We start from the raw sequence: 14,118 nt of genomic DNA on the forward strand, positions 1-14,118 counted from the left end.
AGGCAAGGATGACGACACCGACCTCGCGACCGAACGACGACGGGACACCGCGGCGGGACGCGCCGGAGGTACCGCCGGAGCCGGTCACGGCCGACCACGCGTACGCGCCTCCGGCCCTCCCGTCCACCGCGCCCGACGCGCTGCCGGCGCCGGGCGAGTACGGGCCGCGGGCACCGGGTCCGGTCGCGGAGCCGGGTGCGTCCGGCCCGGTCCGGGACCTGTCCGGTTCGTCCTGGACCGGTGAGGAGCCGCCCGTCGGTCCCGCGCGGGTGTTCTCCGGCAGGCAGACACCGGTGCGGGCCGCTTCCGGCCGGGAGAGCGCGGAATCGGCGCCGGTGGCGGGTGATACGGCGACGGCCGGGCCGGCGCCTGCGGACCCGGGTCATGAGATGCCCGGCGAGGACGCGCTTTCGGACGTCGGACCGGATGCCGGACCGGAGACACCGGCGGCCATGGACGGCCAGAGCGAGGACGAGCATGCGGAGCGGTCCGCGCGCGCCGTCTTCGGCGCCGCGATGATGGGACCGTCCGGCAGGCCGCACCGGGAGACGCGAGCGCCGGAGACGGAGACGGAGACAGAGACGGAGGCGGCTCCGGCGGACCGGGACGGCGCGGCGGCGTCCGGACCTCAGCCGCCGGATCAGGACAGCGGGACGGCCGGTGGCGGCGACGACGAGCACACCGATCCCGGTGGCGCGGCGCCGGTCTTCGCCGTCGATGACGCCTCCGTGCCGGAGGACGCCGCCGACACGGGATCGGAGACCGCGGGCCGGGACGCTTTCGTACGGGCGGACATCGCGGCCTCCGCGCATACGGGAGGCACGGGAGGCACGGGAGAGCCTCCTCGGTGGACTCCGCTCATCGTCGGCGAGAACACCCAGGAGATCCCGGTCCATCTCCTCTTCCGCGACGAGGCCGAGGCGCTGGAGGACGCCGGGGGCCCCGTCAGACCGGCCCCGGCCGGGCGGCGATGGGGCACCGGAGAGCAGCCTCGGATCCGGCGCGCGGCGGCGCCCGCCGGATCGTCGCGCGCGGCTCCGCCCGGTGACCCCAGGCTGGCCGAGCGGCCCGGGCCCGCACTGCCCGGCTGGGCCGTAGTGATCGTCGGCCTCGGGGCGCTTCTGGTGTGCGTGGCGGCGGTGTGGTGGATCGGGGCCGTGCCCGACATGGTGACCAAGGTGCTGGGGCTGCCGTCGAATCCGTACCACGGCATCGGGATCGGACAGTGGGCGCTGCTCTCCTTCGGCGTGATCATCACGTTCTTCACCTTCGGCGGGCTCGGCCGTGGGCGGGTCGGCCAGGCATGGGTGCTGACGCTCTTCGGCGACTACCGGGGCAGTGTGCGCCGTACGGGACTGCTCTGGGTCAGTCCGCTGCTTGTGCGCCGCAAGGTGGATGTGCGGCTGCGCCACTGGCGCAGTGAGCCGATGCCGGCCGTCGACTCGAACGGCACGGAGCTGCGCGTGGTCGTCCTGGTGGTCTGGCGGGTGCGGGACACCGTACGCGCGGCCCTCGGCGTCGAGAACCACGAGGAGTATCTGCGTCAGCAGGTGGAGGCGGCGATGGCGCGGGTGCTCTCGCAACTGCCCACCGACGCCTTCCACGAGGAGGCGCCGACCCTGCGCAACGCCGAGGCGGTCGGTGACGCGCTGACCCGGATGCTGTCGGCGGAGTGCCGTCCCATCGGCGTGGACGTCTTCTCGGCGCAGCCGACGCGGATCGAGTACGCGCCGGAGATCGCCGCGGCGATGCAGCGCAGCCGGATCGCCGCCATCGACGCCAAGCACCGGGACGGAGTGCTGACCGCCGTGGTGGACGCGGTGGACGACACGGTGAACCGGCTGACGTCCCGTGGACTTGTCGAGCTGGACGACTATGAGCGCAAGGCACTGGTCAAGGACCTCACCGTCGCCTTCTACACCGGCAGGCAGGGACCCGGCGAGAGATTGTGATTGGTCTGGACCGCGCTTGTTATGGACACGGTCAAGTTCCGTTAATACTCTAGGACTTGGTCTAGACCGCAGATTGACAAAGCGGCGGATTGCTCTCCCTGCACGCGTGCAGTACGGCTCACCGAACTCCCCACGTTCTCTGGAGCGAAGCATGCGAAAGAAGATTGGCGCGGCCGTGGTCGGCCTCGCGGTCGCGGGCGTTTCCCTGCTCGCCACCGGCAGCGCAAGCAGCCATGGCTACACCGACACCCCCATCAGCCGTCAGAAGCTCTGTGCCAACGGCACGGTGACCAACTGCGGCAACATCCAGTGGGAGCCGCAGAGCGTCGAGGGGCCCAAGGGCTTCCCGGCGGCGGGTCCCGCCGACGGCAAGATCTGCTCGGGCGGCAACAGCCAGTTCGCGCAGCTCGACGACCAGCGCGGCGGCTCCTGGCCCACCACCAAGCTCAACGGTGGCCAGAACTACACCTTCCGCTGGCAGTTCACCGCCCGGCATGCCACGACCGACTTCAAGTACTACGTCACCAAGAACGGCTGGAACCCGTCCCAGCCGCTCACTCGCGCGGCCCTGGACTCCCAGCCGTTCCTGACGGTGCCGTACAACAACCAGCAGCCGCCGGCCACGCTTTCGCACTCAGGCGTTCTGCCGTCGAAGTCGGGCCGGCACATGATCGTGGCGGTCTGGACGATCGCGGACACGGCGAACGCGTTCTACTCGTGCTCGGACGTGCAGTTCTGACGTCCGGTCCGTGTGCCAGGACCTGTTGGTCCGGTTCTGGTATCTCTCGCTGGCCCCGTCATGACGGCCGGTCAGTGATCGCCTGAACCTCGGGGAGCGCGGCGCCAGGGGCCCGCGCTCCCCGAGCTGTGTCTCCCGCCGACTCCGCCGGGCCAACAGTGGCGCTTCGGCCGGAGCGGATCGGTCAACTGCGGACAGACCCGTCACTGGCCCGTCAACTGCCTTCTCGGGAACGGGTGTTCGGCGTCGCAGGGGTTTGCTGACGCCGGGATTTGGGGGACGATTCCCGCGGTGGTCATCGCGCGTAGACCCGTGCGACAGCCGTGCCGCTCACTCTGATGGCGCTCCGTGCCACTGGGCAGGGAGCGACTCCCCCCATTCCTGTCGGAGGTATTCCGCAATGCGCAGACGTCTGGCACTTCCGCTCGCCGCGGCCATACTCGCCCTGCCCGCAGCGCTTCTGACGGCCACTCAGGCCTCGGCGGCGCCGGCCGACAAGCCGCAGGTCCTCAGCGGCTTCACCCAGGAGTCCGCCGCCAGCTACAACTCCTGGGTCGCGGCCCGTGGAAACCAGGGCTCCTGGTCGGCCTACGGCTTCGACTGGTCCACGGACTACTGCTCGACCTCGCCGGACAACCCCTTCGGCTTCCCGTTCCAGACTCCGTGTGCCCGCCATGACTTCGGCTACCGCAACTACAAGGCGGCCGGCACGTTCAGCGCCAACAAGGCACGGATCGACTCCGCCTTCTACGCGGACCTGAAGCGGGTGTGCTCGGCGTACTCGGGCGCGACGAAGGCGTCCTGTGACGCCACGGCGTGGACGTACTACCACGCGGTCGACATCTTCGGCCTGACCGCCGCGGTGGACGGCAAGAAGTCCGTCGTCTGAGACCGGCTCCACCAGCACCGGCTCCATCAGCACGCGCCTCGCACACACCGGCTCCACCAGCACGCGATCCACGCGCGGCCGCTCCGTATGTCCGGAGAAACGAGCAGGGGCTCCTCGCTTCCGCGAGGAGCCCCTGCCTTGTCTGTGCGCCGCCAGGGACTCGAACCCCGGACCCGCTGATTAAGAGCTCGCTGGTCGGCGGTCCGGGGTGTGTCGCGCCGACTCGGCCCGCTCGATTGGCATTGTGAACATACAGCTATGACCGGTGAAAGTGGATGAATCATCCGCAGAGGGCGAACTGAGTTGCAGGACAATCCTTAGCCCGGCTACGAAGACCGGGTCATCGCGCACCTCGCACGGCGGCCCCACCCCACCCGCCCATCGCACACTTGACAGGACGACATGAGAGGCTCCCACCCCAAGGAGAACCCGGCCGAGGAGATTCCGACAGCGGAGATCCCCCGTCTTCTGCTGCGCATGATCCCAGGATCCGCCGACCCCATTGCCGAGATGTTCCACCAACCTGCGGAAGCGGCTGTCCTGACCGAGGACGCGGCCGTGATGCTGTACGAACTGCTGGCCGGATGCTTCACCACGCCGGTACTGATGCCGCAACTGGAGAGCGACAGCCCGGACACCGAGCTGCTCACCCGGTGCTGGGACTTTGTGGAACGCATCGTGGCCCACTCCTCGCAGCACGTCAGGGGAGCTGTCTACTTCGAGGTCCTCGAACAACTCCTGAACGCCGAGGGCCTGGTGGAAGCGGCCTGGCCCTACATGAAGGAGCGGACCCGGGCGCGCACCCTGAAGATGCTGGACACCTTCGCCGTCTATGTGCCCGGGATCAATCGGCGTTAAAGGATGTCCTGTAACTGCTCCGAGTGCCCCCAGCCGCCTCGGTGACCCTGCCGACTCGATCCAAGGCGGTCTTCGTTAGGCCATGGTGTGGACCCGCGAGCGAATTTACGTCCGGCAGCAGGCAGGGGAGCGGCCCTCGCCGGTCATGGTGTGGGACCGGCGCCGTCAGTGGAAACAGCGCATCGCGGCCGGACCGAAATGGATCGGCACCAGGCTCCTCTTCACCAACGACGACGGCACCCCTCTGCACCCGGCCTGGGTCACCGTCCAGTTCAAGCAGCTCGTTCGCGAGGCCGAACTCCCGCCTCCGCCTCCACGACCTGCGTCACGGCGCCGCGACCCACGCCCTCTCGGCCGGCGTCGACGTCAAGGTCGTCCAGGACATGCTCGGTCACTCCTCCTCGACCCTGACCCGGGACACGTACACGAGCGTGGTCGACGAGGTGAAACACCACGCCGCGGGCGCCGTCGCCCGGATCTTCCTGGCCGCCGGCCTCCAGCAGCCCCCACACCGCGACCGCCGACAGCGGCGATAACTCCTCGCCGGACCGACCACCACGCCGGGCACCCCTGTGAGGCAGGGGCGCCCGGCGCACCTCCACGCACCAGCGCTTCCCGTCTGTCCTCCATATGATCGCGTCGTTACGGAACCAGTAGGGCCCCGCCCGAGCGGCCCTGCCGCCCACTCCGCCCCGGTCGATGAGGCCAATGGGCCCGGAAACCCCCGACCAGCTAACGCGTCCACCGACGCATCTCCGGCACACGGACCCGTATCAGCCCCATACGCGATCTTGAAACGCGAAAGGGCGTCCTCGGAAACCGAGAACGCCCAGGTCAGCGACATGATCGCGAGTGCGCCGCCAGGGACTCGAACCCCGGACCCGCTGATTAAGAGTCAGCTGCTCTAACCAACTGAGCTAGCGGCGCCTGCCGACTCGAAAATAATACCCGGTGCTCCGGGATGCTCCGGACCAGGCCCGCCGCTGGTTCAGATCGTCAGCGAGAGCGCCACCGGCGCCGCGCCGCGGTTCAGCGTGTCCGCCGCCGAGCGCAGCCGGTGAGCGTGCTCGACCGGGAGCGAGAGCGCGAGGCAGCCCATCGCGGAGCCGGCCGTCAGCGGCACCGCGGCGCAGACCGTGCCCACCGCGTACTCCTGGAGGTCGAGCACCGGCACCGTCGGCGGCTGGCTGTCCAGCCGGGAGAACAGCAGGCGCTCGCTGGTGATCGTCCGGGAGGTGAAGCGGGCGATCTTGTGACGGGACATGTGGTCCCGGCGGCCGTTCTGGTCCAACTGGACCAGCAGGCACTTGCCGATCGCGCTGGCGTGGCCCGTGGAGCGGAAGTCCACCCACTCATGGACCGCGGGCGTGTGCGGACCGTCGGCGACCTGCGTGACCTTGATCTCGCCGTCGATGTACCGGCTGATGTAGACGGCGGCGCCGACGGAGTCGCGCAGCTCGGTGAGGGTCTCCCTGAGCTTCGCCTCGACGGCCTGCTGCCGGGCGGCGCCGGAGCCGAGCAGAAGCAGGAGCGAGTCGCCGATCGCGTACGCGCCGTCCGTGATCTGCTGGACATATCCCTCGCGCCGCAGCATCGACAGCAGCGGAGCGAGATGTCCGGCCGGCAGTCCCGTCTCGCGGGTGATCTGGAGGTCGGTCACACCGCCGCCGTACTTGGAGACGGCCTCCAGGACGCGGAGCACGCTGTGCACCGAGTGGAACGGCACGGTCGGTTCCGGCTTCAGCACCACGGTTCCCCCTAGCAGGTTGTGACCGCAAGCTCACGCACCACGATAGCCGTCAAGAGCCCGTCTCGGGGCTGCGGTTGACGACACGGAAGGCCCGGTCCAGGGCCATACGCTGGACCGCACCACCGTGGCATATGCCACTGGCACACTTAATCGGCAGAGTGACAGGTCAGAGCACCGCGCCAAGGAATTCGCGCGTGCGTTCGTGTTCCGGAGCGGAAAAGATTCTCTCCGGCGGACCGGACTCGATGACCTTGCCGGAGTCGAACATCAGGACGTCGTCCGAGATGTCCCGGGCGAAGTTCATCTCGTGGGTGACACAGAGCATGGTGATGTCCGTGGTGCGGGCGATGTCCCGCAGTACGTCCAGCACTCCGGCGACCAGCTCGGGGTCCAGCGCCGAGGTGACTTCGTCCAGCAGCAGCACCTTGGGCCGCATCGCCAGCGCCCGGGCTATCGCCACCCGCTGCTGCTGGCCGCCCGAGAGCTGGGTCGGCTTGGCCGCGCAGCGGTCGCCGAGGCCGACCAGGTCGAGCAGCTCACGGCCGCGCTGCTCGGCCTCGTCCTTGCTCAGGCCGAGCACCCGGACAGGCGCCTCGGTGACATTGCGCAGGACGTTCATATTGGGAAAGAGGTTGAACTGCTGGAACACCATGCCGATCTGCTTGCGCACCTCGCGCACCCGCTTCTCGGCGGCGGGAAAGAGCTGCTCGCCGTTGACCGTGATGGTGCCCTCGTCCGGCCGCACCAGCGTCATCAGCAGCCGCAGGATCGTCGTCTTGCCGGAGCCGGACGGGCCGATCAGGGTGACGTGCCTGCCCGGCCGTACCGAGAAACAGAGATCGTCCAGGACGGTGTTCGCGCCGAACCGCTTTGTCACCTTGTCGAAGCGGATCAGTTCGGTCGACTCACCGGCCGCGGCGCCGGTGGTGGTAGCGGCGGTTTCGGCGATAGGGCTGTCAGCGGACAAGACGACGCTCCAGGGCTCGCATGAGAAGAGAAGCCGGGTAGGCGATGAGGATGAAGGCGACACCGACCACGGTCAGCGGCTCGGTGTACTGGAAGGTGGACGCGCTCTCCAGCCGGGACTGCTGGAGGATCTCCAGCACGCTGATCCCGGCGAGCAGCGGAGTGTCCTTCAGCATGGAGATGACGTAGTTGCCCAGCGCGGGCACGATCCGGCGGATCGCCTGCGGAAGGATCACCACCTGCCAGGTCCGGCCGGCCGGAAGGCTGAGCGCCTTGGCCGCCTCCCACTGCCCGGCCGGCACCGCGTCGATGCCCGCCCGGTACACCTGCGCGGTGTACGTCGAGTAGTGCAGACCGATCGCGATCGTCCCGGTCGTCAGCCCGGAGAACTGCACTCCCCACTCCGGCAGCACAAAGAAAAAGAAGAAGAGCTGCACCAGCAGTGGCGTGTTCCGGATGAACTCGGTGACGACCTGGACCGGCCAGCGGACCAGGCGCGTCGGCGACCGGAATCCGATCGCCCAGACCAGGCCGAGCGTGAAGGAGAGGAGCGAGCCGAGCACCAGCACCCGGAGGGTGAGAAGCAGGCCGTCCCAGAAGCGTGGCATGAAGTCCGCGACGGCGGACCAGTCCCAATTGTTCACCGGGCACCTCCCGTGGCCGCGGCGACGCCGATCCCGGCCTTGGTCCTGCGCTCAAGCGCGCGCATACCGCGGGCCAGGACGAACGCGATCACGAAGTAGATCACCAGCGTCACCGAATAGATCCGCGCGCTGTCCTGAGTGGCCAGACGCACCAGATACGCGGCGAACGACACATCGGCCACGCCGAGCAGCGAGACCAGCGCCGTGCCCTTCAGCAGCTCGATGAGGAGATTGCTGAACGGCGGGATCATCTCGGGCACCGCCTGCGGCAGCAGGATCAGCCGCATGCGCTGCCACGGCGTGAAGTTCAGAGCGACACCGGCCTCGCGCTGCGCCGGTGCGACGGAGTTCAGCGCGCCGCGCACGACCTCGGCGCCGTACGCGCCGTACGACAGGCCCAGTGCCAGCACGGCGGCCCACATCGGCACGAGCGCCCAGCCGAACAGGCCCGGCATCACGAAGAAGAGCCAGAACATCAGCACCAGCGCCGAGGTGCCACGGAAGACCTCGGTGTAGAAGCCCGCGACAAAACGCACGAGACGCGAGCGATGAGTGCGGGCCATGCCCACGGCGAAGGCCACGGCGGTGGCCAGAGCGGCGCTGTAGAAGGTGAGCTGAAGAGTGATCCAGATGCCGGGCAGCACCCAGTTGGTCCAGAGGCCGGCCGTCATGCGCACAGCTCCTCTGCGGTCAGTGTGGTCATCTCCGACTCGGTGAAGCCGAACGGCTTGAGCAGGCGGAACAGCTCACCGCTCCGCTTCATCCGGCGGATCTCGACGTTGAAGGCGTCACGGAGGCCGGTGTCGGTCGGACGGAAGGCGAAGCCGCCGCCGTCGATCACCTTCTCGCCGTCGACGAGCGGCGCGAACGGCTCTGTCGCCTCGGCCTTCCGGCTCTTCTTCACCACGTCACGGCCGGTGAGCGCGGTCCCGGCGAATACGTCGACCCGGCCGGACTCGACGGCGTTCAGGCCCGCCACCGGGTCCTGGAGAATGACGATCTCCTTCTCCGGGATTCCGGCGGCCATCGCGTAGTCGATCTCCGCGTAGCCCGTGCCCGTGGCGATCTTCGCCTTGGCCTTCACCACGTCCTGGTACGAGGTGAGTCCCTTGGGATTGCCCTTGCGCACGATGAACGAGTCGAGCATCTGGTATTCGGGATCGGCGAAGATGACCTGGGCGCAGCGCTCCTTGTTGATGTACATCCCGGCCGAGACGACATCGAACTGCTGTGAGTTGAGGCCGGGGATCAGCGAGGAGAAGTCGGTCGCCACCGGCTGTACGTTGCCGATGCCCAGCCGCTTGAAGATCACCTTGGCGAGTTCCACGGCCTCGCCGGTGAAGTCGCCCTGGTCATTGATGTATCCGTACGGCGCCTCGCCGGCGATGCCGAGCCGCACCGTGCGCTGCGACATCAGCCGGGCGAGGGTGTCACCGGTGGGAACACGGCCACAGCCCGTGGCGCCAAGAGCCCCCGCGGCGCCCAGTGCCGCCGTGCCCAGCAGAAGTGAGCGGCGGCCTATGAGTCGTTTTGTTGTTCTTTCTTTGTTCTGCGGTGGTGGTGGAGCCATGGGCGCGCGGCTACCCGAGTCCAATCGGGTCATGCACATCATTTTCAGACGATCATGCGTCCTTGACTCGGCGGATCAGATGAGGACCATGAGGGGATGACCGACCGATTCGTAACTGTGTCGCTCGACAAGCGCGGAGTGCGGTGCACCGCGAAACTCCTGGACGACCGGGCTCCGGTCACCTGCGCGGCGGTGTGGGAGGCGCTGCCGCTGGGCTCGGACGTCTATCACGCCAAGTACGCGCGCAATGAGATCTACGCGCTCTTTCCGGCCTTCGCCGCCGAGGAGCCGCCGCTGGAGAATCCGACCGTGACTCCCATCCCCGGCGATCTCTGCTATTTCACCTTCTCCGACACCGAGCTGGGCACGTCCTCCTACGGTTATGACGAGAAGGCCGTGCGCGGCCGCCGTACCGTCGTGGACCTCGCTCTCTTCTACGAGCGCAACAATCTCCTGATCAACGGCGACATGGGCTGGATCCCCGGCATCGTCTGGGGCACGGTCGTGGAGGGTCTCGACGCGATGGCCGAGGCATGCCAGGACCTGTGGCGAGCGGGGGCCGTCGGCGAGACGCTCAGCTTCCGCCGGGCCTGACGGCGCCGGCCGCTCAGCGTCCGGCGGGCGCCGGGACGCGCGCCGCGCCCGACTCGTACAGCGCGTGCGCCGCGCGCAGCACCAGCGAGTCCGCGTGCCGGGCCGCGACGAGCTGGACACCGATCGGCAGTCCGTCCTCGTCGACGCCGCACGGCACGGTCGCGGCGGGCTGCTGCGTCAGATTGAAGGGATAGGTGAACGGCGTCCATCCCGTCCAGCGGTGCAGGCCCGAGCCCTTGGGCGTCTCGCGGCCCGCCTCGAACGCGGTGATCGGCAGCGTCGGTGTGACCAGCAGGTCGTACGACGTGTGGAAACGGCCCAGGCGCCGGCCCAGCTCCATCCGGGCGTCCACCGCGGCCAGATAGTCCAGTGCGCTGTAGCCGGCACCGGCCTCGCAGATCTCCCGCAGTCCCGGATCGAGCAGCTCCCGCTGGGCCGGGCCGAAGGGCTCCACCAGCCGGGCCGCACCGCTGAACCACAGGGTGTGGAAGGCGTCCACCGGATCCGCGATGTCCGGATCGGCCTCCTCGATGTACGCGCCCAGCTCCGCGAGCCGGCTCACCGCGTCCCGTACGGCCGAGGCGACCGCCGGGCGCACCGCGACCTGGCCGCCGAAGGACGGCGAGTAGGCGATCCGCAGGCCCTTGACGCCGTCCGTCAGCGAGTCGCTCACCGGCGGCGCCGGCGGGAGCTGCGACCAGTCCCGCGGATCCTGGCCGCTGATCACATCCAGGAGCAGCGCGGCGTCCGCCGCGTCCCGCGTCATCGGCCCGCCGTGCGCGAGCGTGCCGAAGGGGCTGGACGGATAGAGCGGCACCCTGCCGTAGGTCGGCTTGAGGCCGAAGATCCCGCAGAAGGAGGCCGGGATACGGACCGAGCCGCCGCCGTCCGTGCCGAGGGAGAGCGGAGCCGCGCCCAGTGCCACCGCCGCCGCGCTGCCGCCGCTGGACCCGCCCGCGGTGCGCGACAGGTCGTACGGATTGCGTGTCACTCCGGTCAGCGGCGAGTCCGTGACGCCCTTCCAGCCGAATTCGGGAGTCGTCGTCTTTCCGACGAGGACCGCGCCGTGCTCACGCAGCCGCGCCACCGCCGGCGCGTCCACGTCCCAGACTCCCTCGACCGCCACGGCCCTGGAGCCGCGCAGGGTCGGCGCGCCGCGTTGCAGGAAGATGTCCTTCACCGAGACCGGCACGCCGTCCAGCAGTCCCCGTGGTTCCTTTCTGCTCCAGCGTCCGGCCGACGCCTCCGCCCGGGCGAGCGCCTCCTCGGCGTTCACCCGGACAAAGGCGTTGACGAGCGGCTGCACCATCTCGATCCGTTCCAGCACGGCGCGGGTCACGTCGACGGGCGAGAAATCACCTTTCTCGTAGCCGGACAGGAGCTGCCGAGCGGTCAGGTCGGTCAGGAACGTGGGATCAGTCATGCATGGGGACGTACCCACGTTTCTTGTCCACCACGTTCGGCAAGGGCTTTCCGGCGGCCCAAAGTTCATACAAGTCGACGAATTGTGCCGCCAGCCGGTCGCGCCAGCCGACCGTGTCCCCGCTCATGTGCGGTGACACGATCAGCCCGGGGACGTCCCACAGCGGGCTCTCCGGAGCGAGGGGCTCCTGCTCGAAGACATCGAGGGCCGCGCCCGCGATCCACCGCCTGGACACCGCGGCCACCAGATCGTGCTCGACGACAAGCTGGCCGCGGCCCACATTGATGAAGTGGGCGGAGGGCTGCATCAGCCCGAAGAGCCGCGCGTCGAACATCCCGCGTGTCGCGTCCGTGAGCGGCGCCGCGCAGATCACCCAGTCCGCGAGGGTCAGCAGCCGGTCGAGCTGGTCGGCGCCGTGCACGCCGGGACGTGCCGTACGGCCGGTGACGGCCACCGTCACACCGAGCGCCCGCAGCGTGGTGGCGACGGCGCGGCCGATCGGGCCCGCGCCGACCACGGTCGCCCGGCTGCCGGCGACCCGCAGGCCCTCGCGATGGCGCCAGCGGCGCTGACGCTGCAGCTCCAGCGTCCCGGTGAGATCCTTCGCCATGGCCAGCACCAGCGCCGCCACATATTCGGCGATGGGTTCCTCGAAAATGCCGCGGGCATTGGTGACGACCGTGTCGGAGGCGATCAGCTCGGGACACAGCAGCCGGTCCACACCCGCGCTGGCGGTGTGCACCCAGCGGGGCCGCGGGCCGTCGCCGGGCCAGGCGTTCCGTACCGCGTCGGAGGTGAAGTCCCAGGCCAGCAGCGCGTCGGCGGACGGGAGTTCGGCGGCGAGGCTGTCTTCGTCCGCGTAGCGGATCCGGGCCCGGCCCGTCAGCCGGCCGAGCCGCGGCGGCGGATCCGCCTCCAGGACGAGAAGTGTCGGTGCTGGCATGAGGAGGAGCCCTTCTGACGGGGCGGGTGTGGCGGTGTGCGTCAGCCGAGCCGGTGGTGGTGAGGTATTTCCCGGAGGAAAATTCCGTGCAACGTCTGAGATGTACGGATTGACCACGCTCGCACCTGGCTCCTACCGTCGTCAATAACAGGCTAAGGGGGCCCGTCTTGCAAGTCTCCTTTCTGGGTGGACCGCAGCCGCAGCGTGGAGTCGGCGTAGTCGCCCCTTTTGATTTCGCACTCGATCGTGAGTTGTGGCGCTGGGTGCCCGACGACATTTCGTTGCGCGTGACCAGGACGCCATACGTGCCGGTCGAGGTCTCTCTGGACCTCGCCCGGCTGGTGAGCGAGCACGAAACACTCGGCGAAGCGGTCAGAGCGCTCGGGGCGTCCGAGCCCGAGGTCATCGCGTATGCCTGCACCTCGGGCAGTTTTGTCGGCGGCCCGGCCGGCGAGCGGGCCATGTGCGAGGCGATGACCCGGGCCGGTGAGGTCCCGTCGCTCACCACCTCCGGCGCGCTGGTCGAGGCGCTGGCGGAACTGGGCGCGAGCCGGATCGCGCTGGTCACGCCCTATACCGAGTCCGTCACCCAGTCGCTGGAGGAGTACCTCGGCGAAGTCGGGGTAACGGTCACTGGTCGCGCTTTTCTGGGGCTGACCCGGCACATCTGGAAGGTGCCGTACCGCTCGGTCGTGGACATGGCGCGGCAGGCCGTCGTCGGGGCGGCCGACGCGCTCTTCATCAGCTGCACGAATCTGCCGACGTACGACGCGATTCCGCAGCTTGAGGCCGAGCTGAGGATGCCGGTGCTGTCCGCCAACCAGGTCACCATGTGGGCGGCGCTGCGAAGGCTCGGCGCGCAGGCCGTCGGCCCGTACCAGGCGCTGCTCAACCCGCCTCCGGCGCAGGCGGTCGTGCCGGCTCCGCCGGCACCTCCGGTCCAGCCGGTGGAGGCCATGCCGCCGGTGGCACCGGTCGGACCGTTCCCGCCGGTGCAGGCGCTGGCGGCGGAACCGGTGCCGGAAGATCAGGAAGGCTGGACATGACGACCGTCGGACTCCTCTATCCCGGATATTCCGCGGAGGACGACTACCCGCGCATGGAGATGCTGCTCGGCAGCGACATCAGACTGCCCGTCTTCCACACCGACATCGGCGAGGACGCGCACCGCGTCGACGCGCTGCTGCGGATGGGCGCGGCGGAGCGGCTCGCCGCGGGCGTGGAGGAGCTCCGGCTGGCCGGCGCCGAGTCCGTGGTCTGGGCCTGCACCAGCGGCAGCTTCATCTACGGCTGGGAGGGCGCGCACGAGCAGACGCGCGGGCTGGCCTCGTCGGCCGGGCTGCCGGCGTCGAGCACGTCGTTCGCCTTCGCTCACGCCGTGAGGGAGCTGGGCGCCGAGCGGGTCGCCGTCGCCGCCACCTATCCGGAGGATGTCACCGAGTACTTCACCGCTTTTCTGAAGGCGGCCGGCATCGAGGTCGTCTCCGACCGCGCCGGCGGGATCATCACGGCGGCCGAGGTCGGGACCTGGGATCGGGAGCGGGTACTCGCGCTGGCCCGCGCGGGAGACCATCCGGACGCGGAGGTCGTGCTGATGCCGGACACGGCCCTCCATACGGCGGCGTATCTGCCGGAGCTGGAGGAGGCGCTGGGCAAGCCGGTGCTCACGGCGAACCAGGTGACGGTCTGGGAAGGACTGCGGCTGGCGGAGCGCCGGGCGTGGGCGCCGAAGCTGGGCACGCTGTTCGCGAGCCGGGAGTAGCCGGGCCGGTACAGCGGGCTCCCGGGCA

15 protein-coding genes and 1 tRNA gene are annotated in these 14,118 nt (G+C 69.3%); 8 read left to right on the top strand and 8 right to left on the bottom strand.

Features of this window, described 5'->3' with window-relative positions; all coding sequences use genetic code 11:
- Positions 1-8 precede the first annotated feature (8 nt).
- From PV679_RS00735 to PV679_RS36100, 5 genes are all read left to right on the top strand, one after another.
- Positions 9-1,952, top strand: a complete 1,944-nt coding sequence (locus PV679_RS00735; protein ID WP_319678191.1) for an SPFH domain-containing protein — start codon at positions 9-11, stop codon at positions 1,950-1,952.
- 151 nt (positions 1,953-2,103) lie between these two features.
- A complete protein-coding gene (locus PV679_RS00740) occupies positions 2,104-2,691 on the top strand; it encodes a lytic polysaccharide monooxygenase (RefSeq protein WP_319678192.1) in 588 nt (195 codons plus the stop codon).
- A 400-nt stretch (positions 2,692-3,091) separates the two neighbouring features.
- Positions 3,092-3,580, top strand: coding sequence for a phospholipase (locus PV679_RS00745; protein WP_319678193.1), 489 nt, complete (start codon positions 3,092-3,094; stop codon positions 3,578-3,580).
- 402 nt (positions 3,581-3,982) lie between these two features.
- On the top strand, positions 3,983-4,438 hold the full coding sequence (locus PV679_RS00750; protein ID WP_319678194.1) for a hypothetical protein: 456 nt from the start codon (positions 3,983-3,985) through the stop codon (positions 4,436-4,438).
- A gap of 41 nt (positions 4,439-4,479) precedes the next feature.
- A complete protein-coding gene (locus tag PV679_RS36100) occupies positions 4,480-4,974 on the top strand; it encodes a tyrosine-type recombinase/integrase (protein WP_416069625.1) in 495 nt (164 codons plus the stop codon).
- A 317-nt stretch (positions 4,975-5,291) separates the two neighbouring features.
- Here PV679_RS36100 and PV679_RS00760 read toward each other — a convergent pair.
- The 6 genes from PV679_RS00760 to ehuB all read right to left on the bottom strand — a co-directional run bounded on the left by PV679_RS00760 (position 5,292) and on the right by ehuB (position 9,368).
- Positions 5,292-5,365 (bottom strand) — tRNA-Lys (locus PV679_RS00760).
- 61 nt (positions 5,366-5,426) lie between these two features.
- Positions 5,427-6,188: an IclR family transcriptional regulator domain-containing protein gene (locus PV679_RS00765; protein WP_319678196.1), complete on the bottom strand. Its 762-nt coding sequence runs from the start codon at positions 6,186-6,188 to the stop codon at positions 5,427-5,429.
- Positions 6,189-6,354: 166 nt separating this feature from the next.
- Positions 6,355-7,137, bottom strand: coding sequence for an amino acid ABC transporter ATP-binding protein (locus tag PV679_RS00770; protein WP_319678498.1), 783 nt, complete (start codon positions 7,135-7,137; stop codon positions 6,355-6,357).
- A gap of 7 nt (positions 7,138-7,144) precedes the next feature.
- Positions 7,145-7,762, bottom strand: coding sequence for an ectoine/hydroxyectoine ABC transporter permease subunit EhuD (gene ehuD / locus PV679_RS00775; protein ID WP_319678499.1), 618 nt, complete (start codon positions 7,760-7,762; stop codon positions 7,145-7,147).
- Positions 7,763-7,794: 32 nt separating this feature from the next.
- The gene (gene ehuC / locus PV679_RS00780; protein ID WP_319678197.1) at positions 7,795-8,469 is read right to left on the bottom strand and encodes an ectoine/hydroxyectoine ABC transporter permease subunit EhuC; all 675 of its coding nucleotides are present in this window, start codon (positions 8,467-8,469) and stop codon (positions 7,795-7,797) included.
- Positions 8,466-9,368, bottom strand: a complete 903-nt coding sequence (gene ehuB / locus PV679_RS00785; protein WP_319678500.1) for an ectoine/hydroxyectoine ABC transporter substrate-binding protein EhuB — start codon at positions 9,366-9,368, stop codon at positions 8,466-8,468. The genes ehuC and ehuB overlap by 4 nt, the downstream gene beginning before the upstream one ends.
- Before the next feature lie 96 nt (positions 9,369-9,464).
- On the opposite strand from ehuB, the gene PV679_RS00790 reads away from it, so the two are divergent.
- Complete coding sequence (locus PV679_RS00790; protein WP_319678198.1) at positions 9,465-9,962, top strand: DUF3830 family protein; 498 nt, start codon at positions 9,465-9,467, stop codon at positions 9,960-9,962.
- Between the two features lie 13 nt (positions 9,963-9,975).
- Here the strand turns inward: PV679_RS00790 and PV679_RS00795 are convergent, their stop codons facing one another.
- Positions 9,976-11,385 (bottom strand): amidase, encoded by a 1,410-nt coding sequence (locus PV679_RS00795; protein WP_319678199.1) that lies wholly within the window; start codon positions 11,383-11,385, stop codon positions 9,976-9,978.
- Positions 11,378-12,328, bottom strand: coding sequence for a D-2-hydroxyacid dehydrogenase (locus tag PV679_RS00800; protein WP_319678200.1), 951 nt, complete (start codon positions 12,326-12,328; stop codon positions 11,378-11,380). The genes PV679_RS00795 and PV679_RS00800 overlap by 8 nt, the downstream gene beginning before the upstream one ends.
- A 167-nt stretch (positions 12,329-12,495) precedes the next feature.
- On the opposite strand from PV679_RS00800, the gene PV679_RS00805 reads away from it, so the two are divergent.
- Both PV679_RS00805 and PV679_RS00810 read left to right on the top strand, forming a co-directional pair.
- On the top strand, positions 12,496-13,374 hold the full coding sequence (locus tag PV679_RS00805) for a decarboxylase (RefSeq protein ID WP_319678201.1): 879 nt from the start codon (positions 12,496-12,498) through the stop codon (positions 13,372-13,374).
- On the top strand, positions 13,371-14,090 hold the full coding sequence (locus PV679_RS00810) for a decarboxylase (protein ID WP_319678202.1): 720 nt from the start codon (positions 13,371-13,373) through the stop codon (positions 14,088-14,090). The genes PV679_RS00805 and PV679_RS00810 overlap by 4 nt, the downstream gene beginning before the upstream one ends.
- The last annotated feature ends 28 nt before the right edge of the window (positions 14,091-14,118 follow it).

Origin of the sequence: Streptomyces sp. AK02-01A (assembly GCF_033795305.1) — a bacterium.
Lineage (GTDB): Bacteria > Actinomycetota > Actinomycetes > Streptomycetales > Streptomycetaceae > Streptomyces.